Here is a 26,766-nt window from a genome sequence, read left to right as displayed (position 1 = left end):
CCCCCACCCACCGCAACCCGGCCCCGAGCCCCACTCCCCCCAGAGAAGCAAGCTCAGCCAACGACGGAGAACAACCGCCGCCGCGCCCCCAGCAACGCGACGGAGGCCAGCACCAGACCGACCCCCATGGTGACCAGCAGCGGGCTGGGGCTGCCCGGCAGCAGCCCGACCACCGACCGCGCCGCGGTGCCCAGGGCCAGGTAGAGACCGGCCCAGGCGGCCGCGCCGAGCGTCGCGCAGCCGAGAAATCGACGGTACGACATCCGCAGCCCTCCGGCGGCCAGTGGCAGCAGCGCGTTGAAGACGGGCAGGAACGGCGCGACGACCATCATCCGACCGCCGCCGCGGCGCAGGATGCCTTCCGCCGCGGTCCAGCGGGGCTCGCCGATCCAACCGCCAAGGCGGCTGTGTCGCAGCCGGTCGGAGTAGCGACGGCCGATCAGGAAGCTCAGCGACCAGCCGGCCAGGCAGCCGACCAGCACCGCGGCGAAGGTGGCCAGCCCGGTGCTCGGGCGGCCGACCCCGACGGCGGCGAGGATCGCGACGTCGCCGGGGATGAGGACACCCAGCAGGGGTACGGCGTCGAAGAGCATGACGAGCCCGAGCGCGCCCATCAGCAGCAGAACCGGTAGTTCTCCGATCTGGGCCACCCATTGCGTCATGCGTCGACGCTATGGCCGCCGCGCCACTTCGGACATCGGGTCGTAGCCCCCAGTGACCCCTGGTATCCCACTCGGGGTCGTCCCTGAGTCCGGGGTTTCCGCCTCAGGCGGGGCGCAGCACCTGCACGTGACGCAGCGACGAGTCGACGGAGGGTTCGGTGGTGGGCACCGGGTAGTCGGCCAGCACGGCCAGGCGGTCCGCCGGTAGGTGTCCGCGGCCGGGGTCGCCGACCAGCACGTCGGCGCCGGCGGCGGCGGTCCGTTGCAGGAAGGGCAGCATCCGGTCGGCCATCGCGCGGTCGTAGAAGACGTCCCCGGCGACCACCAGGTCGGCCTTCGGCTCGGTGCTGTCGAGCAGATCGTCCCCGGTGGCGTCGACGGCGACGTGGTTGGCCCGCGCGTTGAGGGTGACGGCGGCGACGGCGTACGGGTCGATGTCGTTGGCGATGACCTCCGCGGCGCCGGCCAGCGCGGCGGCGATGGCCACCAGCCCGGACCCGGCGGCGAGGTCGAGCACCCGGCGACCGGCGACCAGCTCGGGGTGGTCCAGCAGGTGGCGGGCCAGGGCCTGTCCGCCGGCCCAGGCGGACGCCCAGTACGGCGCCGGCAGCGCGTGCCCGGCGGTGGCCTCCATCCGGGCCCACCAGACGATCGCGTCCTCGGCCAGGTGCAGCCGCACCTCGGGGACGAAGGGGGTGGGCATCAGCCGGAGTCTGTCCAGACCGGAACCGGGCGTGCCGACCTCGCGTTCCAGCTCGGTCAGCGCGTCGGCTTCGGCACTTCTCATCGGCGCAAGCATGCCCCAGCGGCGGTTGGTCGGGGCGACTTTCACATGCCGCCGCGCAGAGTTCACCCGAGTTCGCTCGAAGACCTACGGCACTTCGGCCAGCGGATCGGGGTTTTGCCCGTTACTGTCGAACAGGTACGGGCGATCATCGGCCAGAGGCCGGGGGTCAGCCGCTTTGAACAGGGAGAGATGCATGGCAACCGGCACGGTTAAGTGGTTCAACTCGGAAAAGGGCTTCGGCTTCATCGAGCAGGACGGTGGAGGGCCGGACGTGTTCGTCCACTACTCCGCCATCGCGACGAGCGGCTACCGGGAGCTCAACGAGGGCCAGAAGGTCGAGTTCGAGGTGACCCAGGGGCAGAAGGGTCCGCAGGCGGACAACGTCCGCCCGATGTAGCTCCGTGCCGGTGACGGCGGCCGGTCTCCGGCCGCCGTCGCAGCGCACTCAAGACGACGCCGGGGCGGCGGGCAGGTCCCGCCGCCTCCGGATCGGCCCCACCAACAGAATCAACGGGGTGAGCGCCAACCAGGCGGTCATTCCGACAATTGCCGTCTGGACGCCGTACCGTGCGCCGATGGCACCGGCCAGCACGGCCGCCAGCGGAATCGTGCCGTAGTTGAGCAGGTGCATGCTCACCGTCACCCGGCCCAGCAGGTGGTGCGGCGTGTAGGTCTGCCGGAAGGCGCCCTTGACCACGTTGCCGATGGCCACCCCGAGGCCGATCAGCAGGCCACCGAGTGCCGGCCAGGCCAGCCCGATGCCGGGTGCGGCGAGTGGGATGAGCAGCGCGGGTGGGCCGGTGAGCGCCGCCGCGACCAGCAGCGCCCGCGCGGTGCCGCAGCGGCGGGCCACCGTGGTGGCGAACAGCGCGCCGATGATCCCACCGGCGCTCATCACGGCGATCAGGACGCCCACCAGGCCCGGTTCGAGACGCAACTCACGGACCAGGAAGACCACCAGCACGGCCTGGTAACCGGTCAGCCCGATGTTGCTGGCCGCGCCGAAGACCGTCAGCACCCGCAGGTACGGGTCTCGGGCGACGAAACGCAGCCCCTCAGCGATGTCACGGCGCAGTGACCGGGACTGGTCCACTCGGCGAATGCGCGGTTCGACGGTGCGGATCCGCAGCAGGCACACCGCGGAGACCAGGAAGCTGATCGCATCCAGCAGCAGAGCGGCGACCGCACCGATGAGCTGGGAGATCAGACCTGCGACGCCGGGGCCAACGACATAGCTCGCGGTCTGGGCGGCGTGCAGCTTCGCGTTGCCCTCCGGCAGTTGCTCGGGTCGCAGCAGCACCGGCAGGTACACCTGGTCGGCTGTCTCGAAGAAGACCCGGGCCACGCCGGCGCTGAGTGCCACCAGCAGCAGGTGCCAGACGGTGAGCCGGTCGAGTGCGGCGGCGAGCGGCACGCTGAGGAAGAGCAGCGCGCGGAGCAGGTCGCACGCCACCATCACGGGTCGGCGGGGCAGCCGGTCGACCCACGCGCCGGCCGGCAGGCCGATCAGCAGCCAGGGCAGCCAGGCCGCGGCGGTGAGTACCGCCACCTGGAAGGTGTCGGCGTCCAGGACGGCGACCGCGACCAGCGGAAGCGCGACAGTGGTGACGTTGCTGCCGATGCTGCTGACCGTCTGGCCGGTCCAGAGCAGCCGGAAGTCGCGGTGCCGCAGCAGCCCGCCGGTCTTCCGGACGTCAGTGGGGTCGCTGCGGGTGGCGGCGGTCACGGTCGCGCCGGCACGCCGTGGACGAACACGAAGACCGGTCTGCGGTCGGCGTCGTCGTCGGGCAGGTCCCGGTTGGCCCAGCGCGTGAGGACGGCGATCATCTCGCGGCTCAGCTCGGCCAGTTCCTCGGGCGTGAGGCGCAGCCAGTGGTCGGTGGAGAACGCAGCGTCGTTCCAGGTGGCCTGCTCGGCCTCGTCGGCGGCGTGCCATGCGCGGGCCAGGGCGACGTGCCGGTCGAGGTTGAGCGAGGTGGCGGCGTCGGCGACCGCGCGGGAGGCCGGGTCGGTGTCGAAGTCGGTGTTGGACCAGCGCAGCCCTCGGGTGACCAGGCGCCACCACCGTTCGCGCCGGTCCCGGGCCAACTCGGGCGCCTCGGTGACCAGGTCGGCGGCGGCGAGGACCTTGAGGTGGTGGCTGACATTCGCGGGGGCCTGGTCGGTGCGCTCGGCGAGCAGGCCGACGGTGGAGGGTCCGTGGACCTTGAGCACGTCCATCAACCGGCGGCGCAGCGGGTGGGACATGGCGGCCAGCACCCGGGAGTCGGTGATCTGGCGTACGTCGGAGCGTTCCATGATGCCATCGTCACATCCGCAACACCTGTTGCGCAATGACTATTGCTCAATATTCGTTGCGGAATGTTGCCGGGAGGGGCGGCCCGGCGTCCCGGGCCACCCCCCGCTCAGGCGACCAGCCGGCGGGCCAGCTCGTCGGCGACCTGCTTGGCCATGTTCGGCGGGATGGCCGCGGCGATCTTCTCCGGCGTCAGCGAGGCGAGCACGCCCGCCACGATCGCCGGCTCGTCGGTGAAGTCCCGGTTGGACAGCGCGGTCAGCGCCGTCTGCAACGCGCTGAGCTGGGCGCCGATCGACCGCAGCGTGGGGTGCGCCGAGGTGAAGTTCGGAACCGTGGCATCCTCACCCATCGCCATTCGGGTGTAGATCTGCCCGACCGGGTTGCGGCCGTCCAGCACTGTGAGGTTCTTGTGGACGGTGGCCAGCCAGTTGTGTTCTTCGGGGGTCATGTCGTCCTCCAGGAGTCCGATGGAGCTGAGGTAGCGGCGGAACAGGGGCCGCTGGTCGCGGCCCGCCTTGATGGCGTCGCGGAAGAAGCTGAAGTGGGTGTGCCAGCGGTGCGAGCTGTCGCCGCTGGTGCGCTTGCCGAGGCGGTCCCACCGCTTCACCGTGCTGCCGTCGGGGCTGTAGATGATCTCCCGGATGTCCCGGGTGTCGGCGGCGTTCGCGGCGCACTGCGCGACGCACCAGACCGAGAAGCTGGCCAGGGTGTTCGTCCGACCGCCGGAGCGGACGTCGAACTGGCCGACGTCCAGCGCCGCCGCGTCGAGGGTCAGCCCGGCCCGGTCACGGGGTGACTCGACCACCGAGTAGTCGTTGACGACCACCCGGTCCGATCCGCAGTGGTAGCCGCCCCGGTGGGCCGAGTCGCCGACGATGCCGACCTCACCCGGTTCCAGATCGTCTGGCCCGGGGGCGTTGTCGAGGTGAGTGAGAAGCAGGCTTCGGACGGCCAGAAGGTTAGCCGGGGCCCGAGTCATGAGGTCCCCCTTTCGAGAGGCGAGGACCGGGCACGACGTCACACCGCGTACGCGGTGCTGGGCTTCGAGCGAGCCCGGCCTACTGGTGCACGGCGCCGGGCGTTGACTCCACCATAGCCCGCGTTTTCGGCAAACGACCAGCTCAGAGGTGGTCTGTTCAGATTGGAGGTTGCGGTGGAGCAGAGTGGACGATCGGCAGCAACACCGCCGAGGGGTGATCCGGGTCGTGCAGAATCTGCCGCCAGCCGGCACGCAGCGTCACCGCCGTGCCGAGGGATTCCCCGGTCCCGGGGTTGCGGGCCCACCGTGGATGGGCGCCACCGGAGACCTGCACCCGCAGTCGGTGCCCGGCGGCGAACCGGTACGCGGTCGGCCACAGCGGCACCGGAACCCGCAGCGCCCCGGCGGAATCGGCCGGGAAGCGCCCGGGGGTGACCCGCACCAGACCGTCGCACACGTTCCACGAACGACCCTTGCGGTCCACGTCGCACAGCCGAACGAAGACGTCCAGGTAGGGCAGGTCGCTGCGGACGTGGATCTCGGCGCGGACCGGGCCGATCACCTCGACCGGGTCGGTCAGCGGGGCGCTGGTGTAGGTGAGCACGTCGGGGCGGGCCTCGACGGGCCGGTTGTCCACCGGGCCGGCCCGCTGGGCGACGAGCAGTGGCCCGCCCAGCGACGGGGTGGGGTCGGCCGGGTCGTAGCGGAACCGGTCCGGCGTCGACGCGACCGGTGGGCGCGCCGCCAGCTCGCCGTCGGGTTGCAGGTGCCAGGCGGTCTCGACCGCCGGTGGTGGCCAGTCCGGCAGGTCCCGCCACCCGCCGCCGGCGCCGCTGACGTACAGCCGGACGGGCGCCACCTCGGGCCGCGCCCGTCCGCCCGGTCGAGGCGTTTGCGGCAGGTGCTCGTCGAGCCACGCCAACCCCTCGCGCAGCGCGGCCACGAACAGTCCGGGGCTGCCGTGCGTCCACGGGCCGATCACCAGGCGCGACGGTGTGCCGCCGGCGCGCAGCACGGCGTGGTCGTCGAGCTGGGCGGGCAGGAAGATGTCGTGCCAGCCGGTGACCATCACCACCGGCGCCCGCACCTTCGCGACCTGGTCGGCGAAGACCCGGGTCCGCCAGTACGCGGCCTGCGGGGTGTGGTGGCGCAGCCACTCCTGGAAGAACGGGATTCTCACCCCGGTGGCCACCCGGTCGGCATCGGCCAGGGGGAGGTGCGCCAGCGCGGCGGCCAGCCGGGGCTGCCCGCGTTTGAGCTCCCACTGCCGGGCCAGCCACGGCACGGTCTGCGCGTGCAGCAGCTCCGCCCAGGTCAGCACGGTGTCCAGGGCGAAGGACTCGCCCGCGTACGTCGAGTCCCGGGTGGCCGAGGCGGTCACCACCGCGACCATCGCGCGCAGTTCCTCGCCGGCATCGGCGGCCAGCGCCCACTGCGCGAAGCCCTGGTAGCTGACCCCGAACATGCCGAGGTGACCGGACCACCAGGGTTGGCGACGCAGCCAGTCCAGGGTGTCCGCGCCGTCGTCGCGCTCGTGCACCAGTGGGGCGAACGTCCCACCGGACCCGCCGGTGCCCCGGCACGACTGGATCACCGCGTGTCGGCCCCGTGCGGCGAGCAGCCGACCGAGCAGCCGCAGCGGTCCGCCCCGCCCGTAGGGGGTGCGGATCAGCACGGTCGGCGCGCCGTGGTGGCCCGGGGCGTAGTGGTCGGTGCGCAGCACCACGCCGTCGCGGGTGCGCACCGGAAGGTCACGGGTGACCCGCACCGGGCCGGGGCGGGTCGGTGGCAGCCGCAGCGCGGCGCTGGCGAGGCGGGTGACGAGCCGGTCCGGCACGGTCAGCCCGTCGGGCGGCGGGGCGACTCGGGCCGGGCGGCGCGCACCGCGTCGCGGTGCGTCCGCAGGGACTCGCTCATCTCCGCCATGAAGCGGTGCACCACCGCCAGCTCGTCCTCGCTGAAGCGGTCCATCACCGTGTCGGTGCGCTCGCCCAGCGGCCGGAAGAACTCCCTGGCCAGGGTCATGCCCTGGTGGGCGTAGTGCAGCAGGACCTTGCGCCGGTCGACGGTGTCGCGGTCGCGGCGGATGTGGCCGGCCCGCTCCAGCCGGTCGATCAGGGCGGTCACCGAGCCGGAGGAGAGGTTGAGCTGCTCACCGAGGCGTCCGGGCGTGATCGGGTCACCCAGCAGCTCCGCGTCCATCACCGCGAGCAGGGCGTTCAGGTCGGTCGGGTTGAGGCCGTGCAGATTGGCGAAGGCGTGGCTCACCTGCTGGGCGTCCACCGCGTACCGCCGCAGGTTGTTGGTGATCTCCGCGACCAGCTGTTCGCGGCGCGTCTCGCGCCGCCGGTACATGCCCTGAGTCGCCACCGCGTGCCGCTTCTCCCCGTCGTCGTCTCTCGGGTTGCAGCATAGAACAGCCGCCGATAATCTCGATAGTCAAGATACTTGGCACTCGAAATAATTTGGGGTCAGCTGATGTCCGTCTTCACCAGAGTCGCCCGCGGCCGGTTGGCCGCCTGGCTCACCGTGGCCGCCGCGATCGTCGTCGGCGCGGCCGTCTTCGGGCTACCCCAGCCGGACAACCCGGCGCCGGTCTCCGCCAGCGGCCTCTCCGCCCAGTGGCAGTCGACCCAGGTGGAGCGACTGCAGGACCAACTCCCGTCCAGCGAGGTCCAGCCGGCCATCGCGGTGGTCAGCCGCGACGACGGGGGCGCGCTGACCGAGGCCGACCGGGGCGCCGTCACCGCCCGCGCCGGCGACCTGGGCCGCCTCGCGGTGGGCGGGCAGATCAGCCCACCGCAGGTCTCCCCGGACGGCACCGTGGCGCTGGTCGCCGTGCCGCTCAGCATCGCCGGCGGCCAGGACGAGGTCGTCGAACAGGTCGACCAGGTACGCGACGCGCTGGCGAACCTGCCCGACGGGCTGACCGTCGAGGTGACCGGTTCACCGGCGTTCACCGCCGACCTGTCCTCGGTGTTCGACGGCGCCGACATCACCCTGCTCGCGGTGACCGCCGCCGTGGTCGCGGTGCTGCTGCTGATCACCTACCGCAGCCCGTTCCTGTGGATCGTGCCGCTGGTCGTGGTCGCCGCGACCGAGCAGCTCACCCTGCGCGCGGTGGACGTCATCGTGCCGGGTGTCGGCATCAACCTCCAGCAGGGTCAGGTCACCGGCATCGCCAGCGTGCTGGTCTTCGGCGCCGCCACCGACTACGCGCTGCTGCTCATCGCCCGCTACCGGGAGGAGTTGCGCCGCGAGGAGGACCGGTTCAGGGCGATGCGCGCCGCGCTGCGCCGCACCGCGGAGCCCATCCTCGCCAGCGGCGGCACCGTCGTGCTCGGCGTCCTCACCCTGCTGCTCAGCGAACAGGAGACCAACCGGGCCTTGGCGGTGGCCTGCGCCACCGGTGTGGTCTTCGCCATGCTCTCGGCCCTCTTCGTGCTCCCCGCCGTGCTGGTGCTCTTCGGTCGCGGGCTGTTCTGGCCGTTCGTCCCCCGCGTCGGCGGCCCGGCGCGCGAGGGTCGGCTCTGGGGTCGGCTCGGCGCGGCCGTGGAGCGCCGCCCGGTGGTGGTCGCCACCCTGGCCACCGTGCTGCTCGGCGCGCTGGCGCTGGGTGGGCTCGGCATCCGTACCGGCCTGTCCGAGACCGAACAGTTCCGGGCCGAACCGGAGGCGGTGACCGGGGCGCAGACCCTGGCGAGGGCGTTCCCCGCCGGCAGCACCCAACCCGTCGCCGTGATCACCACCCCGGCGGCGGTGCGGGCGGTCACCGACGCCGCCAGCGCGGTACCCGGTGTCGCCTCGGCACGCCCCGGCGACGCGGGCGACGCTGTCGCCCAGGTCGACGTGGTCCTCGACGCCGAACCCGGCACCACCGCCTCGGACCGGGCGATCGAGGCGCTGCGCGAGGCCGTCGCCGCCGTTCCCGGCTCCGCGCCGCCGGCCACCGCCGGCGGCGACACCCCGTCCGGGGCGATCGTCGGTGGCTCCGTGGCCGCCACCTACGACTCCGACGAGGCCAACGATCGGGACCTGCGGCTCATCCTGCCGATCATCCTGCTGCTGGTCGGCGGTGTGCTCGTGCTCCTGCTGCGCGGTCTGCTCGCGCCGCTGCTGCTGGTACTCACCGTGATCGCGTCGTTCTTCGCCAGCCTGGGCGCGGCCTGGCTGCTCTTCGACCACGTGCTGGGCTTCCCCGCCCTGGACAGCGGGGTGCTGCTGCTCGCCTTCGTGTTCCTGGTGGCGCTCGGGGTGGACTACAACATCTTCCTGGTCACCCGGGCCCGGGAGGACGCCCGCAGCGCCGGCACCCGCGCCGGGATGCTCTCCGCCCTGCGGGTCACCGGCGGTGTGATCACCAGCGCCGGAGTGCTGCTCGCCGCGGTCTTCGCCGTGCTCGGCGTGCTGCCGCTGATCACCCTGACCCAGATCGGCATCATCGTCTGCATCGGCGTCCTGCTCGACACCCTGCTGGTCCGCACGGTCCTGGTGCCGGCGCTGGCGTTCCTGCTCGGCGACCGCTTCTGGTGGCCGGGTCGGATCACGAAGGACCCGGCGCAGGGCACCGTGCCGTCGCCCGAGCCGGTCGCCGCACACGACTGACCGAAGCGTCGGGGCCGTGCCGGAACCGGCACGGCCCCGACGCCGTCAGTACGTCAGGCAGACACACTCGTTCATCAACGCCCGCACGTTGCGCACGTACGACGGGTTGGGGATGGCCAGTGGCTTGCCCTCCTGCGCCACCGCACCGTGCCCGAAGTTGTAGGCGGCGATGACCGCGTTGAGCAGGCAGGAGTTCAGCTCGCTGGTGCACAGCGCCGGGTCGAGGCGGAAGTCGGACTCGAAGTACATGTCGCCGATGTACTTCGTCGCCCAGGCCAGATAGGTGGCGCCGAGGTAGGCGTTGTCCCGGTAGGCGTCGATCTTGTAGCTCTTCTCGAACCGCTGGTTCATCCAGCTCGCGGTGTCCGGCATCACCTGCATCAGCCCGACCCCACCGTCGCAGGCGTAGATGTTGGACTGCCAGCCGCTCTCCTGCCACGCGGTGGCCTTGAGCAGGGTGAGCGGGACCTTGATGTCCGGCGCCGAGACCGGCCAGTAGGTGCGGTTGGCCGCGTCGGTCAGCGCCGCCTTCACCTCGGACCGCGACGCCTGGGTGCCCTTGTAGGTCGGCTTGCAGGACGTCGGTGCCGGCTTCGGTGGCGCCGGCGGCACCTCGGTCTCGGTGGGCGGCTTCGCCACCGGACGCGGCTTCGGCGCCGTACGGGTCGGCTTCTTCGACGGCTTCGGGGTCGGGGTAGGGCTGCGACTCGGCGCGGCGCCCATCGACTCCACCGCGCTCACCGACGGGCTCGGCTCCGCGCTGACCTCGTCGGACGGGGCGTCGGTCGGCTCGTCGCTGACGGCGACCGGCGCGGCAAGGGACTCGGGGCTCTGCTCGTTGCCGGCACAGCCCACCAACGCGCTCAGCAACAGCCCGGCGAGCGCCGCGCCGACCAGCCGATGTGTCTGTCGAACCATCCCGTTGCCTCCCCCGGTGTGACCGTCGCCGCACCCTAACAAGGCTCGACCGGGCGGCGGTGCCCCTGCGACGGCGACCGGGGCTGGTCAACCGGCGGCGGTCGCTCCCCCACCGCCCGGTCCCGGGTCGCCCAAGCGACCACGAACACCACGGTCCAGAGCACCCCGAGCAGCACCGCCGCCGCGGCCCCGCTCGCCGTGTCCAGGCCGAGGTAGAGCCGCGCGCCGCCGATCCCCAGCACCCCGGCCGCAGCGGCCGTCCAGGCGGCCACGGCCACCGGCCACCGGGCGCTGCGCGACACCAGCCAGGCCAGGGTGCAGAAGCTCGCCGCGACCACGGCGCTCTGGGTCGACAGCGGAGCCACCTCCCCGCCGCCCGGGGCGCCCCCGTCCGGGCCGGTCAGCTCGGCCACCACGGCCAGCACCACCAGCGGCACGAACGCGCCGACAGTGCCGACCACGCTGAGCAGATCCGCCCGCCAGAGCCGGTTGCGCCACGCCAGTCCCGCCGCCACCAGCGCCACCAAGAGGATCAGCACCGACCCGCGCACCACCGACACCACGATCAGCGTGGCCTCGGCGGCGTCCGGGGTACGTCGGGCGGCGAACCACCCGGCGATGGCGCCATCCAGTGCGGCAAGCCCGGAGTTGCGGACCGCCACCGCGAGCAGACCGGCGATGGCGAGCCCGGCGGCGAAGAGCAGCAGCAGGCCGGCAGCCAGATTGAGCAGCAGTGTCCAGGCCGGGCCGATCCGCATCGCCACCAGGAAGAACAGCACCCCGTAGCGGGCGGTGAGCCACCGCACCGGGGGCAACCCGCCCGCCCGGGACAGCAGCGCACGCACCGGATCGGGGTTACGACCCAGCCACCGGCCGACGAGCACCACGCCCAGCAGACCGGCCAGCAGCAGGAACGCCACCCCGGTGGCCCGGCCGAGCAGCCGGGAGACCGTGTCGTACGACTCACCGGCGAGATGGCCGAGCAGCACCGAGCCACCCACCCAGGTCACCACCCCGGCCAGGTTCCACAGGACGAACCGCCGGTACGGCATGCCGGCCGCACCTGCCAGCCGAGGCACCAGGGTGCGGGCGAAAGCCACCCACCGGGCGGCGAACACCCCCCGCCCACCGAGGCGGGCGAGCATGGCGTCGGCGCGGGCCCACCGGCCGGGTCCGACCCGGTGCCCCAGTCCGGCGCGCAGTCGGGGGCCGTACCGCCGTCCGGCGCGAAAGGCCAGCCCATCGCCGAGGACCGCCGCGACGATCATCGCGAGCAACGCCGGCCCGAGCCGCAAGGTACCGTTGTAGGTGAGGAAGCCGACCAGCAGCAGGGTAGCCTCACCCGGCACGAGCAGGCCGAAGATCACCGCGGTCTCGCCCGCCACGATCAGCGCGGCGACCAGGTAGATCCACAGGGTGGGCAGACCCTGCACCCAGGTCAGCAGGTCGTGCACTCAGGCCCCCGGGACACGGGAGTCAGCATGCCAGCCGGGGGAACCACCGGCACAGCGGTTTCACCATAGATCAGGGGCACCTGGGGGTGACCCCGACGCAGCCTGCGCGAGCGCAGGCGGAAGGATAGAGGGTATGCAGCTTCGCACCGACCTCCGCAACGTCGCCATCATCGCTCACGTCGACCACGGCAAGACCACCCTGGTCGATGCCATGTTGCGGCAGGCCGGCGCGTACGGCGCACGCGGCGAGAACACCGAGCGGGTGATGGACTCCGGGGACCTGGAGCGGGAAAAGGGCATCACGATCCTGGCCAAGAACACCGGCGTGCGGTACCTGCCGGCGGACGGCTCCGACCCGGTCACCATCAACATCATCGACACCCCCGGCCACGCCGACTTCGGTGGCGAGGTGGAGCGCGGCCTGACCATGGTCGACGGTGTGGTGCTGCTCGTCGACGCCAGCGAGGGCCCGCTGCCGCAGACCCGTTTCGTGCTGCGCAAGGCCCTGCGGGCCCGGATGCCGATCATCCTCGTGATCAACAAGGTGGACCGTCCGGACGCCCGGATCAAGGAGGTCGTGGACGACACCTACGAGCTCTTCCTCGATCTGGACGCCGACGAGGAGCAGATCGACTTCCCGATCGTCTACGCGTGCGCCCGCGACGGCATCGCCTCGCTGACCCAGCCGGCCGACGGCTCGGTGCCCGACGACAGCGACTCCCTGGAGCCGCTGTTCCGCACCCTGCTGGACACCATCCCGGCTCCCGCGTACGAGGACGGCGCCCCGCTGCAGGCGCACGTCACCAACCTCGACGCGTCGCCCTTCCTCGGCCGACTCGCGCTGTGCCGGGTCCGCCAGGGCACCATCAGCAAGGGCCAGACGGTGGCCTGGTGCCGCACCGACGGCAGCACCCAGCGGGTCCGCATCTCCGAGATGCTGATGACCGAGGGCCTGGAGCGCAAGCCGGCCGAGACCGCCGGGCCGGGTGACATCATCGCCGTCGCCGGCATCCCGGAGATCATGATCGGTGAGACCCTGGCCGACGTCGAGAACCCGGTCGCGCTGCCGCTGATCACCGTCGACGAGCCGGCCATCTCGATGACCATCGGCACCAACACCTCGCCGCTGGTCGGCCGGGTCAAGGGCTCCAAGGTCACCGCCCGGATGGTCAAGGACCGCCTGGACAAGGAACTGATCGGCAACGTGTCGCTGCGGGTGCTGCCCACCGAGCGACCGGACGCCTGGGAGGTGCAGGGCCGCGGCGAGCTGGCGCTGGCCATCCTGGTCGAGCAGATGCGCCGGGAGAGCTACGAGCTGACCGTCGGCAAGCCGCAGGTGGTCACCAAGGAGATCGACGGCAAGACCTGCGAGCCGGTCGAGCGCCTGACCATCGACGCCCCGGAGGAATACCTCGGCGCGATCACCCAGCTCCTCGCCGCCCGCAAGGGCCGGATGGAGCAGCTGGTCAACCACGGCACCGGCTGGATCCGGATGGAGTGGCTGGTTCCGGCGCGCGGCCTGATCGGCTTCCGCACCGAGTTCCTCACCGACACCCGGGGCACCGGCATCCTGCACCACGTCTTCGAGTCCTACGAGCCGTGGTTCGGCGAGCTGCGTACCCGCAACAACGGTTCGCTCGTCGCCGACCGGGCCGGCGCCGTCACCGCCTTCGCGATGATCAACCTGCAGGAGCGCGGCCAGCTGTTCGTCGAGCCCACCACCGAGGTGTACGAGGGCATGATCGTCGGGGAGAACTCCCGCTCCGACGACATGGACGTCAACATCACCAAGGAGAAGAAGCTCACCAACATGCGGGCGTCCACCTCCGACGAGACGGAGAAGCTGATCCCGCCGCGCAAGCTCTCCCTGGAGCAGGCCCTGGAGTTCTGCCGCGAGGACGAGTGCGTCGAGGTCACCCCGACCGCCGTGCGCATCCGCAAGGTGGTGCTCGACCAGCAGCAGCGGGGCCGCGCCGCCGCCCGCCGCAAGCACGCCAGCTGACCCACCCGCACCCGACACCGGGCGTGTCGGCCGCTTGCGGCCGGCGCGCCCGGTGCTTTTTCCCCCGACGGGTACGCGAGTCCGCCCACCCGTGATCCGCTACGGTCACCGGCATGACCTGGGATGATCTCGACGCCCACCTGGACCGGGTGCCCGGCACCGTCTCCGCGTACGTGGGGCGCCTCGACGCCCCGCCGAGCTGGACCCGCCACGCGAACGCCGCCCACTACGCCGCGAGCACCATGAAGGTGGCGGTGCTCGCCGCACTGCACCGGGCCGCCGAAGCCGGCACCCTGGACCTGGACGCCCCGGTCCCGGTCGTCAACGACTTCGACTCCGCCCAGCCCGGCGCACCCCGGTTCGCCTGCGCCCAGCCCTACGACAACGACGACGCGGTCTGGGACCGCATCGGCGCCACCGCGTCGCTGCGCTGGCTGGCCGACCGGATGATCGTGCGCTCCAGCAACCTCGCCACCAACCTCGTGCTCGGGCACGTCGGGCTGCCCGCGGTCGCCGAGGTCTGGGCGCTCGCCGGCGCCCGCACCAGCGTCACCGGACGCGGCATCGAGGACTTCGCCGCCCGCGACGCCGGCATCACCAACACGGTCACCGCCGCCGACCTGGCCGCCCTGCTCGGCGCGCTGGCCACCGGCGCCACCACCCCCGGCCCACTCGCCTCCCCGGCCGCGTGCGCCACCATGCTGGACGTCCTGCTCGCCCAGGAACACCGCGAGGACCTCGCCGCCGGCCTGCCCGAGGGCACCCGCATCGCGCACAAGAACGGTTGGGTACGCGGCGTCCGCCACGGCGCCGGCGTGGTCCTGCCCGACGACGCACCGCCGTACGTGATCGCCGTCTGCACCACCACCGACCTGGCCGACGGCGACGACCAGGTGGAGGATGACGCCTGCCTGCTGCTCGCCCACATCTCGGCGCAGGTCTGGGCCGAGCGCCACCACCTCTGACCCGGCACCCACCGCGCCGGCACCGACACCCGCCGACTGCGGCTAGGCTGCTCGCACCCCCCACCCCGGAGCCGCCGATGCCCCGCAGTCGCACCGCGCTGATCGCCTTCCTCGTCGTGACGGCAGCGAACCTGCTGGCCAACGCCACCGGCGGCGGCACAGCCCTCCTGCTCACCAAGCCGCTGCTGATGCCGCTGCTGGCCGCGTACCTGTGGCGGGCCAGCGCCGAACGCGGAGCCCGACCGGACCGGCTGCTGCTCGCCGCGTTGGCCTTCGCCACCGGCGGCGACATCGCCCTCATGATCGACGGCACCGGCTGGTTCGTCGCCGGCATGGCCTGCTTCCTCGGCACGCACCTCTGCTACCTCGCGGCCTTCACCAGCCACGGTGCCGCGACCGCGCTGCGCCGGCCGCCGCTGGTCGCCGTCCCCCTGGTGTACGCGCTGCTGACCGTCGTCGCCCTGGCCTGGATGTGGGCGGGCCTGACCGACGTCGGGCTGGCCGTACCGGTGGCCGGGTACGCGATCGCGCTGGCCGCCATGGCCACCACCGCCACCACCCAGGGTTGGCGGGTCGGTCTCGGCGCCGCGCTCTTCCTCGGCTCCGACCTGCTGATCGCCGCCGGGGTGGCCGAGGTGGCCCAACCACCCGGCGCGCCGGTGCTGATCATGGCGAGCTACGCCGCCGGCCAGGCACTGATCGTCACCGGTTGGGTCGCCCGCGCCAGCACACCGCCCGGCTCAGCTGTCACTCCAGCAGCTGCGCCCGCAGCGCGGTGAGGTCGGAGTCGGTGAGCCCCAACCCGTCACGCAGGTACGCGTCGAACGAGCCGTGCACCCGACGCACCTCGGCGTAACCGGCGTCGAGGTACTCGGCGCGGACCTCCAGCACGGGCAGCACCGCGTCCACGTCCAGCTCGGGGTTCCGCCGCCGCATCGCCTCGACGATCACCGCCCGCAGGCTGTCGGTCAGCTCGTTGTTGCGCAGGTAGTCGGCACGGATCGCCGCCTCGTCCACCCCGAGCGCCGTCAACAGGACGACGGTGAGCCAACCGGTGCGGTCCTTGCCCGCCGAGCAGTGGTAGACCAGCGGCAGGTTCTCCGGTCGCGCCGCCAGGCGTACCGCCTCGGCGAAACCGACCCGCGCCGACTCACCCGTGACGAACCAGCGGTAGATCGCCGCCATCGCCCCGGCCGTGCCCTGCCGGGCCAGCTCCGCGTACGCGTTCAGGTCGTGGCCGAGCAGCACCGCCGAGACGTACGTGAAGACCGGGTGCTCCGCATCGTGCACCGGCAGCCGCACCACCCGTGGCTCACCGGCGAGCCGGTCCGCCGGGGCGACCGAGATCTCCGTGGTGTCGCGCAGATCCAGCACGCACGCCGGCCCCAGCTTCGCCAGCACCGGCAGGTCCTCGTCGGTGAGCCGACCCAGCGCCGGAGTGCGGATCAACTGGCCGACCCGAACCCGCCGCCCGTCCGCGCCGACGAGGCCGCCCAGGTCACGCGCGTTCGGCGCACCCACCAACTCCCAGCCCTGCCCGGTCATCCGGTCTCCCCTCCCGCCGTGAACCTGCATATAGAGTGCCCCACATGACGATCTCGGCGGTACGCACCCACCGGGTTTCCGCCCCCTTACACACCCCGTTCGTCACCGCCCTGCGCCGTACCACCACAGTGGACACGCTGGTCGTCGAACTCGTCGACAGCGACGGCCGGTCCGGCTTCGGCGAGGCGCCCCAGGTCTGGCAGGTCACCGGCGCGTCGGTTGCCGGCGCACAGGCGTGCGTCCGCGAGTTGCTCGGCCCACAGCTGATCGGCAGTGACCCGGACGACCTGGTGACCCGGTGCGCCGAGGTGCAGCGCGCGGTGGTCGGCAACGAGGCGGCGAAGGCCGCTGTCGACGTCGCCCTGCACGACCTCGCCGCGCGGCGGCTGGGCGTACCCCTGGTGCGGTTGCTCGGGGGCACCTCGCTGCGGGTCCCGACGGACGTGACGCTGGCGGCGGGCGACGCGGTGGACCTGGCGGCCGCGGCGCGGCAGCGACAGGGTGACGGCTTCGGTGTGCTCAAGCTGAAGGTCGGCACCGACGCGGCCGGTGACCTGGACCGGGTGCGGGCGGTACGGGCGGCCGTCGGCCCCAGCATCCGGATCCGGTTGGACGCCAACCAGGGCTGGACGCCCCGGGAGGCGGTCCGGGTGATCCGCGGCATCGAGGACGCGGGGCTCGACGTGGAGCTGGTCGAGCAGCCGGTGGTCCGCTGGGACCTGGATGGGCTGGCCTGGGTCAGTGACCGGGTGTCCGTGCCGATCCTGGCCGACGAGGCGGTGTTCGGGGTCCGTGACCTGGTGGAGGTGATCCGCCGCCGCGCCGCCGACCTGGTCAACGTCAAGCTGGCCAAGTGCGGTGGGTTGCACCCGGCGCGCACCCTGCTCGAGCTGGCCACCGCGCACGGTCTCGGCACGGTGGTGGGCTCGATGATGGAGAGCCAGGTCGGCATCGGGGCGGCGGCGAGCCTGGTGGCCGCGTACGGCACCACAGCGGTCGCCGACCTGGACGCCGCCTGGTGGCTGGCCTGGTCACCGGTGCAGGGTGGCATTCGCTACGACGGCGCGAGCGTGGTGCTGCCGGACGCCCCTGGCCTGGGCATCTCCGGCCTGACTGAAGCAAAAGTGCAGCATCGCGGTTGATGGTGGTCGGTTTCTTTCATAGGGTTTCCCCGGGACAGCCGACGCGATCTGGGAGTTGACGTGCAGCTGCAACCGGGCCGCGAGGCCCTCGTCCGGGTCGCCGTGGCGACGCTGTGGACCTCCCCCGAGGCGGTCCGCCCGGTCGACCGCCCCGCGCTGACCGCTGGCGCCGACATCCTGACCTGGGTCTCCGGACTCGACACCGACCAGCAGGTGGGCGACTGCGTGCTGAGCCAACTCCTGCTCGGCGAGCGGGTCCTCGTCAGCGAGCTGCGCCCGGACGGCTGGGCGCGGGTCGTCGCCGTCGAACAACCAGCGGCCAAGCTGGACCCCCGCGGCTACCCGGGCTGGCTCCCCACCGACCAACTGACCACAGTCGACCCAGCCCACACCGGCACCGGTGACCCACTGGTGGTGGACGCCACCGTCACCGGGCTGCACACCGCCCCGAACGGGCCGGTGGCGCTGCCCGGCGTCGTCGTCGGCACCCGCCTCGTCCCGGCCGGCCCCGTGCGCGACGACTGGCGGCCGGTGCACGTCCCCGGCCGGTCCACGCCGCTCTGGCTGCCCGACGAGCACCTGGTCGCGGCGTCGGCCGCGCCGCCGAACGCCGAGCAGGCGCTCGCGGTGGCACAGCGACTGCTGGACGTGGTCTACATCTGGGGCGGCCTGTCCGCGCACGGCATCGACTGCTCAGGGCTGGTGCATCTGGCCTGGCGGCGGTTCGGGGTGCTGCTGCCCCGCGACGCCGACGACCAGGCCGCCGCCACCACCCCGGTGCCGCTGGGCGCGGAACGCCCCGGCGACCTCTACTTCTTCGCCCGACCCGGCCGCAAGATCCACCACATCGGCATCGTCACCGCGACGCCCGGCGACGGCGGGCAACGCCGGATGCTGCACGCCTGCTACCGGCGGCGGCGGGTCATCGAGGAACCCCTACCGGAAGACCGGACCGCGACGCTGGTGGGCGCGCACCGGGTCTAGAGCGTGTTTCGACCGGCCGGGCGCGGACCCGCGCCCGGCCGGTGACCGGTCAGCGTCGGGCGTCGGCCAACTCGCGACGCCGGTCCCGCGAGGACTTGATCAGGCTGGCGGCGGTGGCGACACCCAGGGTGCCGATGATGACCAGCAGTGACAACCAGATCGGGATGTGCGGCGCCCAGCCGACGTGCTCACCACCGTTGATGAACGGCAGGTTGTTGTCGGCCAACGCCTCCAGCACCAGCTTGACCCCGATGAAGCCGAGCACGACGGCCAGGCCGTAGCTCAGGTAGATCAGCCGGTCGAGCAGGCCACCGAGCAGGAAGTAGAGCTGACGAAGGCCCATCAGCGCGAAGACGTTGGCGGTGAAGACCAGGTACGGCTCCTGGGTGATGCCGAAGATCGCCGGGATCGAATCCAGTGCGAAGATCAGGTCGGTGGTGCCGATCGCGATCATCACGATCAGCATCGGGGTGAACAGCCGCCGGCCGTCCACGCGGGTGGTGAGCTTCGCGCTGTCGTAGTCCTTCGAGATCGGCAGCGCCTTACGGCTCCACCGGATCAGCACGTTCTCGGAGAACTCGTCCTCGTCCGGCTCACCCTGCCGGGCCAGGTTCACCGCCGTGTAGATCAGGAACGCGCCGAAGATGTAGAAGACCCAGGAGAACTGCGAGATCAGCGCGGCACCCGCGGCGATGAACCCGCCCCGCATCACCAGCGCCAGCACGATGCCGACGAGCAGCACCTTCTGCTGGTACTGCCGGGGCACCCCGAAGCGGGCCATGATGATCACGAAGACGAAGAGGTTGTCCACCGAGAGGCTGTACTCGGTGAGCCAACCGGTGTAGAACTGGCCGGCCGCGCTGGCACCGGAGGTCAGCCAGAGACCCGCTCCGAAGATCAGGGCGAGCCCCACATAGAAGGCGACCCAGAGGCTCGACTCCCGCACACTCGGCTCGTGCGGGCGCCGACCGATGATCAACAGGTCGACGAGCAGGACCGCAGTCAGTGCGACAAGCGTCCCCGCCCACACCAATCCGGACACGTCCAACGTTCATTCCTCCGGCAGACACGCGGCGTCGGGCACACCGTACGCCCCCACGGGGGCCGGTGTGCCGCTGTCGCTCACTCTGGTGACTGTCGGAGGTCTCTTCCGCCGCCGCCCGGGAAGGGCGGCGACCTACGGGGCCGGGTCGGTCGCCGTGGAACCCGGCGATCGACCGTGCTGACGACTCCGTTGCGGGGGAATACTCCCCTCCTCGGTGACCATTGTTGCCCACCACTGCCCGTGATCACACCCCGGGCAGCCGGTGGCTCCGAACACCCTGTTCGACGCCACACCGTCTATGGCTTCCTAGGAGGCTAGTGCAGGTCGGGTGCGGCGATCGGGTCGGCGAGGGACCAGCCCGCGGCGAGCAGGTCGTCGCAGGCCCGCACCGCCCGGGCCAACCGCTCGGCGGGCGACCCGGTCAGCTCCACCACCGGCACCCCGCACCCCGCCAGCTCGGCCCGGAACCGCTCGGTCATCCACTCCCGCAGGTGCTCGCCGTCGCGCAGCCCGTCATCGGTGAACGGCACCCCCCGGTGATCAGTCAGCAGATACAGCGCCGGCCGACGGGCCGCCGCCCGCACCTGCTCCGACGCGCTGCCCAGGTAACGCTCCTCCCACACCGCCGTCGCCCGCGCGTCGGTGTCGCAGACCAGCAGCGGCCCGCTCGTCCGGGCCGCCGCGTCCTCGGCCGCCTGCTGCGCGCGGACCACGGCGCGGAAGTCGTCCCGGTCCCACGTGACGTCGAAGACCGTCGCCGTCGGCGTCCGCTCCCGCAACCGGGCCAGCTTGTGGGCGGTCAACTCCCTGCCGTACTCCGGCACCCAGGACGTGCCGTAGTGCGCCGCCAGCGCCGCCGCCATCGTCGTGGTGCCGGTCGACTCGGCCCCGACCACCACCACCCGCCGGACGAACCACGCCCGCACCGGCGCGCTCAACCACCGCCAGTGACGCGCCGGATCCGCGCGCACGGCCGTCCCGGACACCGGCACGGTCCGCCGGTCCGGATCCACCGACACGGGTACGGCGTCGAACCGGCGCGCCAACTCGGCGCCGTACGCCTCGGAGGAGAAGACCGCGTCCACCGGCCCCGGCCCGACGGCCTCGCGGAACACCGCGCAGTGCGCGTCCCAGACGGCCGGATCGGCGTAGTCCACCGGGTGGTCGTCATACCGGCCGACGAACCGGACCCACGGCGTGTCGGCATGCGCCTCCCGCAGCCAGTCCAGGCGCAGCGGCAACGGGATGGACTCCCGACGCGAGGGTGCCACCACGACGGTGACCTCGGCGCAACGGGCGGCGGCCGCGGCGATCAGCGCGTGGTGCCCGGCGTGCGGTGGATAGAACTTGCCCACCACCATCCCGTGCCCGAACTCCGGGGCGGCCGGGTGCCCCGGCGAGCGTGGCGCTGGTGCCCGGCCGGACGTCTCGGCGCTCACGCGGCGACGGGGGCCGGACCGGGCGGGACCGCGCTCGGCCGGTCGACCCGACGCAGGTCGGCGCGCCAGGCCCGCAACCCGAGCACGCACAGGGCGAGGAAGACCAGGTAGAGGACGGCGGTCAGGTGCAGCCCCTTGTACGCGTACAACGGGATGTAGATCAGGTCGGCGGCGATCCAGAGCCACCAGCTCTCCACCCGCTTGCGGGTCTGCCCGTACGTGGCCAGCAGGGACAGCGCCGTGGTCAACGCGTCCGGCAGCGGCACCGTCGAGTCGGTGGCCCGGTCCACCAGCACCCAGAGCACGCCGGTGAGCAGCACCCCGGCGGCGGCCAGCGCCAACCACTCCCGTCGTCCCGTCCGGCTCACCGTGAGCCGGGTGCGCCGCTCGCCACCGACCAGCCAGTGCCACCAGCCGTAACAGCCGAGCGCGACGTAGACGACCTGGAGCCCCGCGTCGGCGTACAGGCCTGCGGTCCAGAACAACAGCATGAGCAGGAGCACGTTGGCGATGCCGATCGGCCAGTTGGCGATCTTCTGCCGGGCCACCAGCCACACGTTGAGCACACCGGTCGCGAACCCCAGCAGCTCCGCCCAGGTGGTGCCCGTACCGGCCACCCGAAAGGCGGTGCCGGTGAGCCAGTCAATGATCACCAGGCCACCCTAGGGGCGTCGCCGACGCCGGAACAGACCCCGCGACAGCACCGGCAACGACCATCGTGGGAGGCTGTCCGACATGGTGCTTGAGGTCGCGTTGATCGACGTACTGCCCGGACACGAGGACGCGTTCGCCGCCGCGTACGCCGAGGGGCACCCGGTGCTCGCCGGGGCGACCGGCTGCCGGTCCGTGCGGATGACCCGGGGAATCGAGTCGCCGACCCGCTTCGTGCTGCTCGTCGAATGGGACTCGGTCGAGGCCCACGAGGAGAACTTCCGGGCCACCGAACGGTTCGAGCGGTGGCGGGCGCTGATCGGCCCCCACTTCGCGGGACCGCCGGTGGTCGAGCACTTCCTCGACGTGCCGGCCTGAGCCTGCCTGTCGTACCCCGTGGTTATCGTGCCGGACGCACGCGCCGGCCGCCGGTCCCGACGGGCTCGGGGGCGCCGGGCCCGGTGGCCGCGCGGCGCCGCGCCGTCGGCGGTTACTCGCCGACGCGGCGGGCCAGCACGGTGACGGTCTCCTCCGGCGACAGCGCCGCGGCCAGCAACGCCTCGGTCATCCGCTGGTAGCGGTCGACGTCGAGCGCGGTGGCCAACCGGACGTCGGTGGTCAGCGCCTCGAGCATCACCGTCCGCGGGTCCGCCGGGTCGGGGAAGGCGTAGCAGGAATACGGTGTCAGCGGATGCAGGCCGCCACCGGCGACCCCGCGCGGCAGCAGTCGCACCGTGACGTGGGACAGCCCGGTCACCGCGACCAGATGCCGCAGCTGCTCCCGCCAGACCGCCACCGGCAGGTCACCCTGGTCGCAGACGGCCTCGGCGAGCACCGCCGTGTAGCGCGGCGGATAGGCCCGCCGCAGCACCTCCTGCCGTAGCGCCCGAGCCCGCACCTCGGCGTCCACATCGACCTCCGGCGTGAGCTGGGCGCTGGCCGTGACCAGCACCCGGGCGTACGCGGGCGTCTGCAGCAGCCCCGGCACCACCGACGGCTGGTACTCGACGATGTCGGCGGCACCCGCCTCCAACTCGGCGTAGGTGCGCTGCCGTTCGCTCATCTCGCCCAGCGTCTTCCACCAGCCCCGACTGGTCGCCGCGTCCCGGGCGATGACGATCAGCGCCTCCCGGGCGGGCGTCGGCACCTTGTAGACGTCCAGCAGATCGAGCACGTCGGCAAGGTCCGGGCGACTCTGGCCCAGCTCGATGCGGGACAGCTTTGACGTCGAGGCCCAACCCAACCGGTCGCAGACCTGCTCCAGGGTCAGCGACTCGCGCCGACGAAGCTGGCGCAGTTCTGCGCCGAGACGTGCACGTCGAATAACAGGACTTGTTGGCAGCGGCATCCCGGCCTCCCCACCGAGGGAGACTACGCAGGACGATCACCCAGTGCAATAGTTCGCTCGCACACCGCAATCGGGGCATTCGATGCCGCCGCCCGGCCGGGCCCGCCCACCCGCATCGTTTCCACAGGTCAGCGGCGGTTCACGGTCGAGGGGGTGGGTGCCCTGCGGGCTGCGGGCCGGCTCGGCGGGGGTTCAGGGCCGGTACGTGCCAAACGACCAGACGGTGCCGGCCAGGTCGCGCGCCGCGTAGTCACGGGAGCCGTAGTCGGTGTCGAACGGCTCACGGATGATCTCGGCGCCGGCCGCCCGGGCCCGCGCGCAGTGCGCGTCGACGTCCGGCACCGCCACGTAGACCGACCAGTCGTCGTCCGCCGGGCGGGGCGCGGCGTCGGTCCGCCCACCCAGCATGATCATGCCGGTGTCGAGGATCAGCTCGGCGTGCGCGACGGTGCCATCGGGTGCCTCGTGCACGGCGTGCACCTGGAAACCGAAGGCGGTGCCGAGCCAGTCGATCGCGGCGCGGGGATCGGGGTAACGGAGGATCGGATAGATGGTTCGCATGACCCGATTCTGCGTCCGGCGGCGCGAATCCGGATTGGACGAATGCGACCTCGGCGGGTCGCCGCCGCGAGCAGGGGGTCAGTCGAGCGTCGTCACCGGGCGGCGAGCAGCGCGGCCGGCGTCGCCCCCGCGAACTGGTGGAAGTCCCGGATCAGGTGGGACTGGTCGTAGTAACCGCAGGCCGCCGCCACCGCGGCCCAGTCGACGGCCCGGCCGCTCGACGCGATCTCGGTCGACACGGTGTGCGCCTGTTGGAAACGCAGCAGCCGGGCGGCCATCTTGGGTGGCAGCCCGACGTCCTGCCGGAACCGGAACGCGAGGTGCCGCCGACTCCAGCCCAGCTCGTCGGCGAGCTCACCGACGCTCCCCCGCCCACCGCTGGCGACGAGCCACCGCCACGCCCAGGCGAGCCGCGGGTCCACCGGCGGGGACGCCGTCAGTCGGGCGGTGAGCACCCGGTCGAGCAGGGCGAACCGCTCCGGCCAGCCCGGGGCCTCGGCGAGCCGGTCGCGCAGCCGATCCAGCCAGTGGCCCGGGAGCTGCTCCACGCCGACGGCCCGGTTGGTCAGCTCGCCCAGCGGCAGGCCGAGGAGCCGCCGGGCGGTCAACGGGGCGAGCAGCAACTCGACACCCTCCCCCACGCCCACCGTGCGCGTGGTGCACCAACCGTCGAAGGTGCCGGCCACGAACGAGTCGACGGTGGTGACGCCGCGCTCGGCGCTGCGCGGGTCGGTCACGTCCAGCGGAGCACCCCAACCCAGGATCAGCACCACGAAGACGCCCGCCGACTCCCGGCGGACCAGTGGCACGTCAGCGCGTTCCCGGTAGCCCACGTACCGGTCGACGAACGGACGCAGCGTCGCCTCGGGCAGCCCGAGGACCATCTCGCCAACCGGCGTCACCGCCGTCAACAGAGCCCGCCCTTCGCGTTGCCCCGGTCGGCCGGGCCCAGGCGTAACGCTGGGCGTGGCCGACCGGGGAGACCGTCACCTCACGCCGGCGGCGTCCATGCCGCGCAGCTCCTTCTTCAGGTCGGAGACCTCGTCGCGGATCCGGGCCGCCAACTCGAACTGCAGCTCGCGGGCGGCGGCCAACATCTGGTCGTTGAGCTCCTGGATGAGCTGGGCGAGGTCGGCGCGGGCCATCCCCTCCCGGGAGGTGGTGGCGGCAGCGGAGCGGCTCCGGCTGCGGGTCTCCTTGACCGGCGCCTTGCCTCGGGAGAGCTGCCGCACCGCACCCCCGACCCGGGAGTTCTCGGTGTCCTCCGCCTCGCGGTAGATGTCGTCCAGGATGTCGTGGATCTTCTTGCGCAGCGGCTCCGGGCTGATGCCGTGCGCCTCGTTGTGCGCGATCTGCTTGGCCCGCCGCCGATCGGTCTCGTCGATCGCCGCCGCCATCGACGGGGTGATCTTGTCGGCGTACATGTGCACCTGACCGGAGACGTTACGGGCGGCTCGACCGATGGTCTGGATCAGCGACCGGCCGCTGCGCAGGAAGCCCTCCTTGTCAGCGTCGAGAATCGCCACCAGCGACACCTCGGGCAGGTCCAGACCCTCGCGGAGCAGGTTGATGCCGACCAGCACGTCGTAGTCGCCCTTGCGCAGCTCACGCAGCAGCTCCACCCGGCGCAGCGTGTCCACCTCCGAGTGCAGGTAGCGCACCCGGATGCCGTTCTCCAGCAGGTAGTCGGACAGGTCCTCGGCCATCTTCTTGGTCAGCGTGGTGACAAGCACCCGCTCGTCCCGGTCGGTCCGCAGCTTGATCTCGTGCATCAGGTCGTCGATCTGGCCCTTGGTCGGCTTGATCACGACCTCCGGGTCGACCAGGCCGGTCGGTCGGATCACCTGCTCGACGAACTCGCCCTGGGCCTGCTCCATCTCCCAGGTGCCGGGGGTCGCGGAGAGGAAGACCATCTGCCCGACCCGCTCCAGGAACTCGTCGAAGCGCAACGGCCGGTTGTCGGCCGCGCTGGGCAGCCGGAAGCCGTGGTCGATGAGCATCCGCTTGCGCGAGGCGTCGCCCTCGTACATGCCGCCGATCTGCGGGATGGTCACGTGCGACTCGTCGACCACGGTGAGGAAGTCGTCGGGGAAGTAGTCGAGCAGGCAGTGCGGCGGACTGCCGGGCAGCCGCCCGTCCATGTGCATCGAGTAGTTCTCGATGCCGGAGCAGAAACCCACCTGCCGCATCATCTCGATGTCGTAGGTGGTGCGCATCCGCAGCCGCTGCGCCTCCAGCAGCTTGCCCTGCCGCTCCAGCTCGGCCAGCCGCTCGGCCAGCTCGACCTCGATGTCGCGGATCGCCCGCTCCATCCGCTCCGGGCCCGCCGCGTAGTGCGTGGCCGGGAAGATCACCAACTGGTCGACCTCGCGGACCACGTCACCGGTCAACGGGTTGAGGTAGTAGAGCTTCTCCACCTCGTCACCGAAGAGCTCGATGCGCACGGCCAGCTCCTCGTACGCCGGGATGATCTCCAGGGTGTCACCGCGGACCCGGAAGGTGCCGCGCTGGAAGGCCATGTCGTTGCGGGTGTACTGGATGTCGACCAGCCGGCGCAGCAACTGGTCGCGGTCGAGATCCTGGCCGACCTGCACCTTCACCGCCCGGTCGAGGTATTCCTCCGGGGTGCCCAGCCCGTAGATCGCCGAGACGGTCGCCACCACGATCACGTCGCGGCGGGTGAGCAGCGACATCGTCGCCGAGTGCCGCAGCCGCTCCACCTCCTCGTTGATCGAGGAGTCCTTCTCGATGTAGGTGTCGGTCTGCGGGATGTAGGCCTCGGGCTGGTAGTAGTCGTAGTACGACACGAAGTATTCGACGGCGTTGTGCGGCAGCAGCTCGCTGAACTCCTTGGCCAACTGCGCACAGAGCGTCTTGTTCGGGGCGAGCACCAGGGTGGGGCGTTGCAGCCGCTCGATCAGCCACGCCGTGGTGGCACTCTTGCCGGTGCCCGTCGCGCCGAGCAGCACGGTGTTGCGGTCGCCGCGCCGAACCCGACGCTCAAGATCGTCGATCGCGGTCGGTTGGTCGCCGGCCGGCTGGAACTCACTGACGACCTGGAAGCGGCTGTCGAGCCGGGGAATGTCGAGCGCCATGCCGTCAACGGTACGCCGCAGGTCCGACATGTTCGGCCGTCACGCCAGGTACGTGATCGGCTTCAATATTCCCATTGTGTGGCCCATGTCACCGGGACTACCCTCTTCCTGTAGGCCGCTCGCGGCGGCCGACCGGGCCGGTGGCCAGGCCAACATCACGGCCGGTCGCCCCCGGCACTGCGGTCGCAGCACCCGGCTCGTCCGGCGTGCGCACCCGTGTGGTCGCGCTCGAGGCGCAGACCGGCCGCCGCGAGCGCCCCTGCTCGTCACCTCGGTGCCACCCCG

Annotated in this window: 25 protein-coding genes; 8 read left to right on the top strand and 17 right to left on the bottom strand. The window is 72.1% G+C overall.

Translation table 11 applies throughout. The features are described 5' to 3' along the window. Window positions 1–53: 53 nt before the first annotated feature. Window positions 54–662 carry a DedA family protein gene (locus KBX26_RS30135; RefSeq protein ID WP_030338025.1) on the bottom strand — a complete coding sequence of 203 codons (609 nt, stop codon included), beginning with the start codon at window positions 660–662 and terminating at the stop codon, window positions 54–56. Between the two features lie 103 nt (window positions 663–765). Then, window positions 766–1,449, bottom strand: coding sequence for a 50S ribosomal protein L11 methyltransferase (locus KBX26_RS30130; RefSeq protein ID WP_036412762.1), 684 nt, complete (start codon window positions 1,447–1,449; stop codon window positions 766–768). A 193-nt stretch (window positions 1,450–1,642) separates the two neighbouring features. Between KBX26_RS30130 and KBX26_RS30125 the strand changes: the two genes are divergently transcribed. Further along, window positions 1,643–1,846 (top strand): cold-shock protein, encoded by a 204-nt coding sequence (locus tag KBX26_RS30125; protein ID WP_007072071.1) that lies wholly within the window; start codon window positions 1,643–1,645, stop codon window positions 1,844–1,846. Window positions 1,847–1,894: 48 nt separating this feature from the next. Here the strand turns inward: KBX26_RS30125 and KBX26_RS30120 are convergent, their stop codons facing one another. The 5 genes from KBX26_RS30120 to KBX26_RS30100 form a co-directional block, all read right to left on the bottom strand. Beyond that, window positions 1,895–3,175, bottom strand: a complete 1,281-nt coding sequence (locus KBX26_RS30120) for an MFS transporter (protein WP_030338023.1) — start codon at window positions 3,173–3,175, stop codon at window positions 1,895–1,897. After that, window positions 3,172–3,747, bottom strand: a complete 576-nt coding sequence (locus KBX26_RS30115) for a helix-turn-helix transcriptional regulator (protein WP_030338022.1) — start codon at window positions 3,745–3,747, stop codon at window positions 3,172–3,174. Before KBX26_RS30115 ends, KBX26_RS30120 begins: the two co-directional genes overlap by 4 nt. Window positions 3,748–3,854: 107 nt before the next feature. After that, window positions 3,855–4,727, bottom strand: coding sequence for a hypothetical protein (locus KBX26_RS30110; protein ID WP_030338021.1), 873 nt, complete (start codon window positions 4,725–4,727; stop codon window positions 3,855–3,857). A gap of 157 nt (window positions 4,728–4,884) precedes the next feature. Further along, on the bottom strand, window positions 4,885–6,564 hold the full coding sequence (locus KBX26_RS30105) for a CocE/NonD family hydrolase (protein WP_210866954.1): 1,680 nt from the start codon (window positions 6,562–6,564) through the stop codon (window positions 4,885–4,887). 2 nt (window positions 6,565–6,566) lie between these two features. Further along, the gene (locus KBX26_RS30100) at window positions 6,567–7,082 is read right to left on the bottom strand and encodes a MarR family winged helix-turn-helix transcriptional regulator (protein ID WP_030338019.1); all 516 of its coding nucleotides are present in this window, start codon (window positions 7,080–7,082) and stop codon (window positions 6,567–6,569) included. 123 nt (window positions 7,083–7,205) lie between these two features. On the opposite strand from KBX26_RS30100, the gene KBX26_RS30095 reads away from it, so the two are divergent. Next, window positions 7,206–9,332 carry an efflux RND transporter permease subunit gene (locus KBX26_RS30095; RefSeq protein WP_210866953.1) on the top strand — a complete coding sequence of 709 codons (2,127 nt, stop codon included), beginning with the start codon at window positions 7,206–7,208 and terminating at the stop codon, window positions 9,330–9,332. A gap of 45 nt (window positions 9,333–9,377) precedes the next feature. Here KBX26_RS30095 and KBX26_RS30090 read toward each other — a convergent pair whose 3' ends face one another. Continuing rightward, a complete protein-coding gene (locus tag KBX26_RS30090) occupies window positions 9,378–10,250 on the bottom strand; it encodes a lytic transglycosylase domain-containing protein (protein WP_210866952.1) in 873 nt (290 codons plus the stop codon). Between the two features lie 35 nt (window positions 10,251–10,285). Continuing rightward, window positions 10,286–11,704, bottom strand: a complete 1,419-nt coding sequence (locus KBX26_RS30085; RefSeq protein ID WP_210866951.1) for a DedA family protein — start codon at window positions 11,702–11,704, stop codon at window positions 10,286–10,288. Between the two features lie 133 nt (window positions 11,705–11,837). Here KBX26_RS30085 and typA point away from each other — a divergent pair, with 133 nt between their 5' ends. The 3 genes from typA to KBX26_RS30070 all read left to right on the top strand — a co-directional run bounded on the left by typA (window position 11,838) and on the right by KBX26_RS30070 (window position 15,450). Further along, the gene (typA, locus tag KBX26_RS30080; protein ID WP_210866950.1) at window positions 11,838–13,706 is read left to right on the top strand and encodes a translational GTPase TypA; all 1,869 of its coding nucleotides are present in this window, start codon (window positions 11,838–11,840) and stop codon (window positions 13,704–13,706) included. A gap of 113 nt (window positions 13,707–13,819) precedes the next feature. Continuing rightward, entirely contained in the window at window positions 13,820–14,671 is an 852-nt protein-coding gene (locus tag KBX26_RS30075; protein WP_210866949.1) for a serine hydrolase, read from the top strand. Between the two features lie 77 nt (window positions 14,672–14,748). Then, window positions 14,749–15,450 carry a lysoplasmalogenase gene (locus KBX26_RS30070; protein ID WP_210866948.1) on the top strand — a complete coding sequence of 234 codons (702 nt, stop codon included), beginning with the start codon at window positions 14,749–14,751 and terminating at the stop codon, window positions 15,448–15,450. Here KBX26_RS30070 and KBX26_RS30065 read toward each other — a convergent pair. Then, entirely contained in the window at window positions 15,419–16,216 is a 798-nt protein-coding gene (locus tag KBX26_RS30065; RefSeq protein WP_030338012.1) for a tyrosine-protein phosphatase, read from the bottom strand. The two genes, KBX26_RS30070 and KBX26_RS30065, sit on opposite strands and share 32 nt — an antisense overlap. Window positions 16,217–16,260: 44 nt before the next feature. Between KBX26_RS30065 and KBX26_RS30060 the strand changes: the two genes are divergently transcribed. Beyond that, a complete protein-coding gene (locus KBX26_RS30060; RefSeq protein ID WP_030338011.1) occupies window positions 16,261–17,358 on the top strand; it encodes a mandelate racemase/muconate lactonizing enzyme family protein in 1,098 nt (365 codons plus the stop codon). A 60-nt stretch (window positions 17,359–17,418) separates the two neighbouring features. Beyond that, window positions 17,419–18,342 (top strand): NlpC/P60 family protein, encoded by a 924-nt coding sequence (locus KBX26_RS30055; RefSeq protein WP_030338010.1) that lies wholly within the window; start codon window positions 17,419–17,421, stop codon window positions 18,340–18,342. A gap of 49 nt (window positions 18,343–18,391) precedes the next feature. Here KBX26_RS30055 and KBX26_RS30050 read toward each other — a convergent pair whose 3' ends face one another. From KBX26_RS30050 to pnuC, 3 genes are all read right to left on the bottom strand, one after another. Continuing rightward, window positions 18,392–19,390, bottom strand: a complete 999-nt coding sequence (locus tag KBX26_RS30050; protein WP_030338009.1) for a TerC family protein — start codon at window positions 19,388–19,390, stop codon at window positions 18,392–18,394. A 311-nt stretch (window positions 19,391–19,701) separates the two neighbouring features. Then, window positions 19,702–20,826, bottom strand: a complete 1,125-nt coding sequence (locus tag KBX26_RS30045) for an AAA family ATPase (protein ID WP_307857941.1) — start codon at window positions 20,824–20,826, stop codon at window positions 19,702–19,704. Continuing rightward, the gene (pnuC, locus tag KBX26_RS30040; RefSeq protein WP_210866947.1) at window positions 20,823–21,479 is read right to left on the bottom strand and encodes a nicotinamide riboside transporter PnuC; all 657 of its coding nucleotides are present in this window, start codon (window positions 21,477–21,479) and stop codon (window positions 20,823–20,825) included. The genes KBX26_RS30045 and pnuC overlap by 4 nt, the downstream gene beginning before the upstream one ends. Before the next feature lie 82 nt (window positions 21,480–21,561). Between pnuC and KBX26_RS30035 the strand changes: the two genes are divergently transcribed. After that, window positions 21,562–21,855 carry an antibiotic biosynthesis monooxygenase gene (locus KBX26_RS30035; RefSeq protein WP_124770950.1) on the top strand — a complete coding sequence of 98 codons (294 nt, stop codon included), beginning with the start codon at window positions 21,562–21,564 and terminating at the stop codon, window positions 21,853–21,855. A gap of 112 nt (window positions 21,856–21,967) precedes the next feature. Here KBX26_RS30035 and KBX26_RS30030 read toward each other — a convergent pair whose 3' ends face one another. The 4 genes from KBX26_RS30030 to uvrB form a co-directional block, all read right to left on the bottom strand. Further along, window positions 21,968–22,825, bottom strand: a complete 858-nt coding sequence (locus KBX26_RS30030) for a helix-turn-helix transcriptional regulator (RefSeq protein WP_030338005.1) — start codon at window positions 22,823–22,825, stop codon at window positions 21,968–21,970. Window positions 22,826–23,017: 192 nt separating this feature from the next. Then, window positions 23,018–23,386: a VOC family protein gene (locus KBX26_RS30025; RefSeq protein ID WP_210866946.1), complete on the bottom strand. Its 369-nt coding sequence runs from the start codon at window positions 23,384–23,386 to the stop codon at window positions 23,018–23,020. Between the two features lie 92 nt (window positions 23,387–23,478). Continuing rightward, window positions 23,479–24,288, bottom strand: a complete 810-nt coding sequence (locus tag KBX26_RS30020) for an AraC family transcriptional regulator (RefSeq protein ID WP_307857940.1) — start codon at window positions 24,286–24,288, stop codon at window positions 23,479–23,481. An 84-nt stretch (window positions 24,289–24,372) separates the two neighbouring features. Then, a complete protein-coding gene (uvrB, locus tag KBX26_RS30015) occupies window positions 24,373–26,481 on the bottom strand; it encodes an excinuclease ABC subunit UvrB (protein ID WP_030338002.1) in 2,109 nt (702 codons plus the stop codon). Window positions 26,482–26,766 lie beyond the last annotated feature (285 nt).

Origin of the sequence: Micromonospora sp. C97 (assembly GCF_018070385.1) — a bacterium.
GTDB classification, from domain to species: Bacteria; Actinomycetota; Actinomycetes; order Mycobacteriales; family Micromonosporaceae; genus Micromonospora; species Micromonospora parva.
This window is presented reverse-complemented; position numbering and strand designations above follow the sequence as displayed.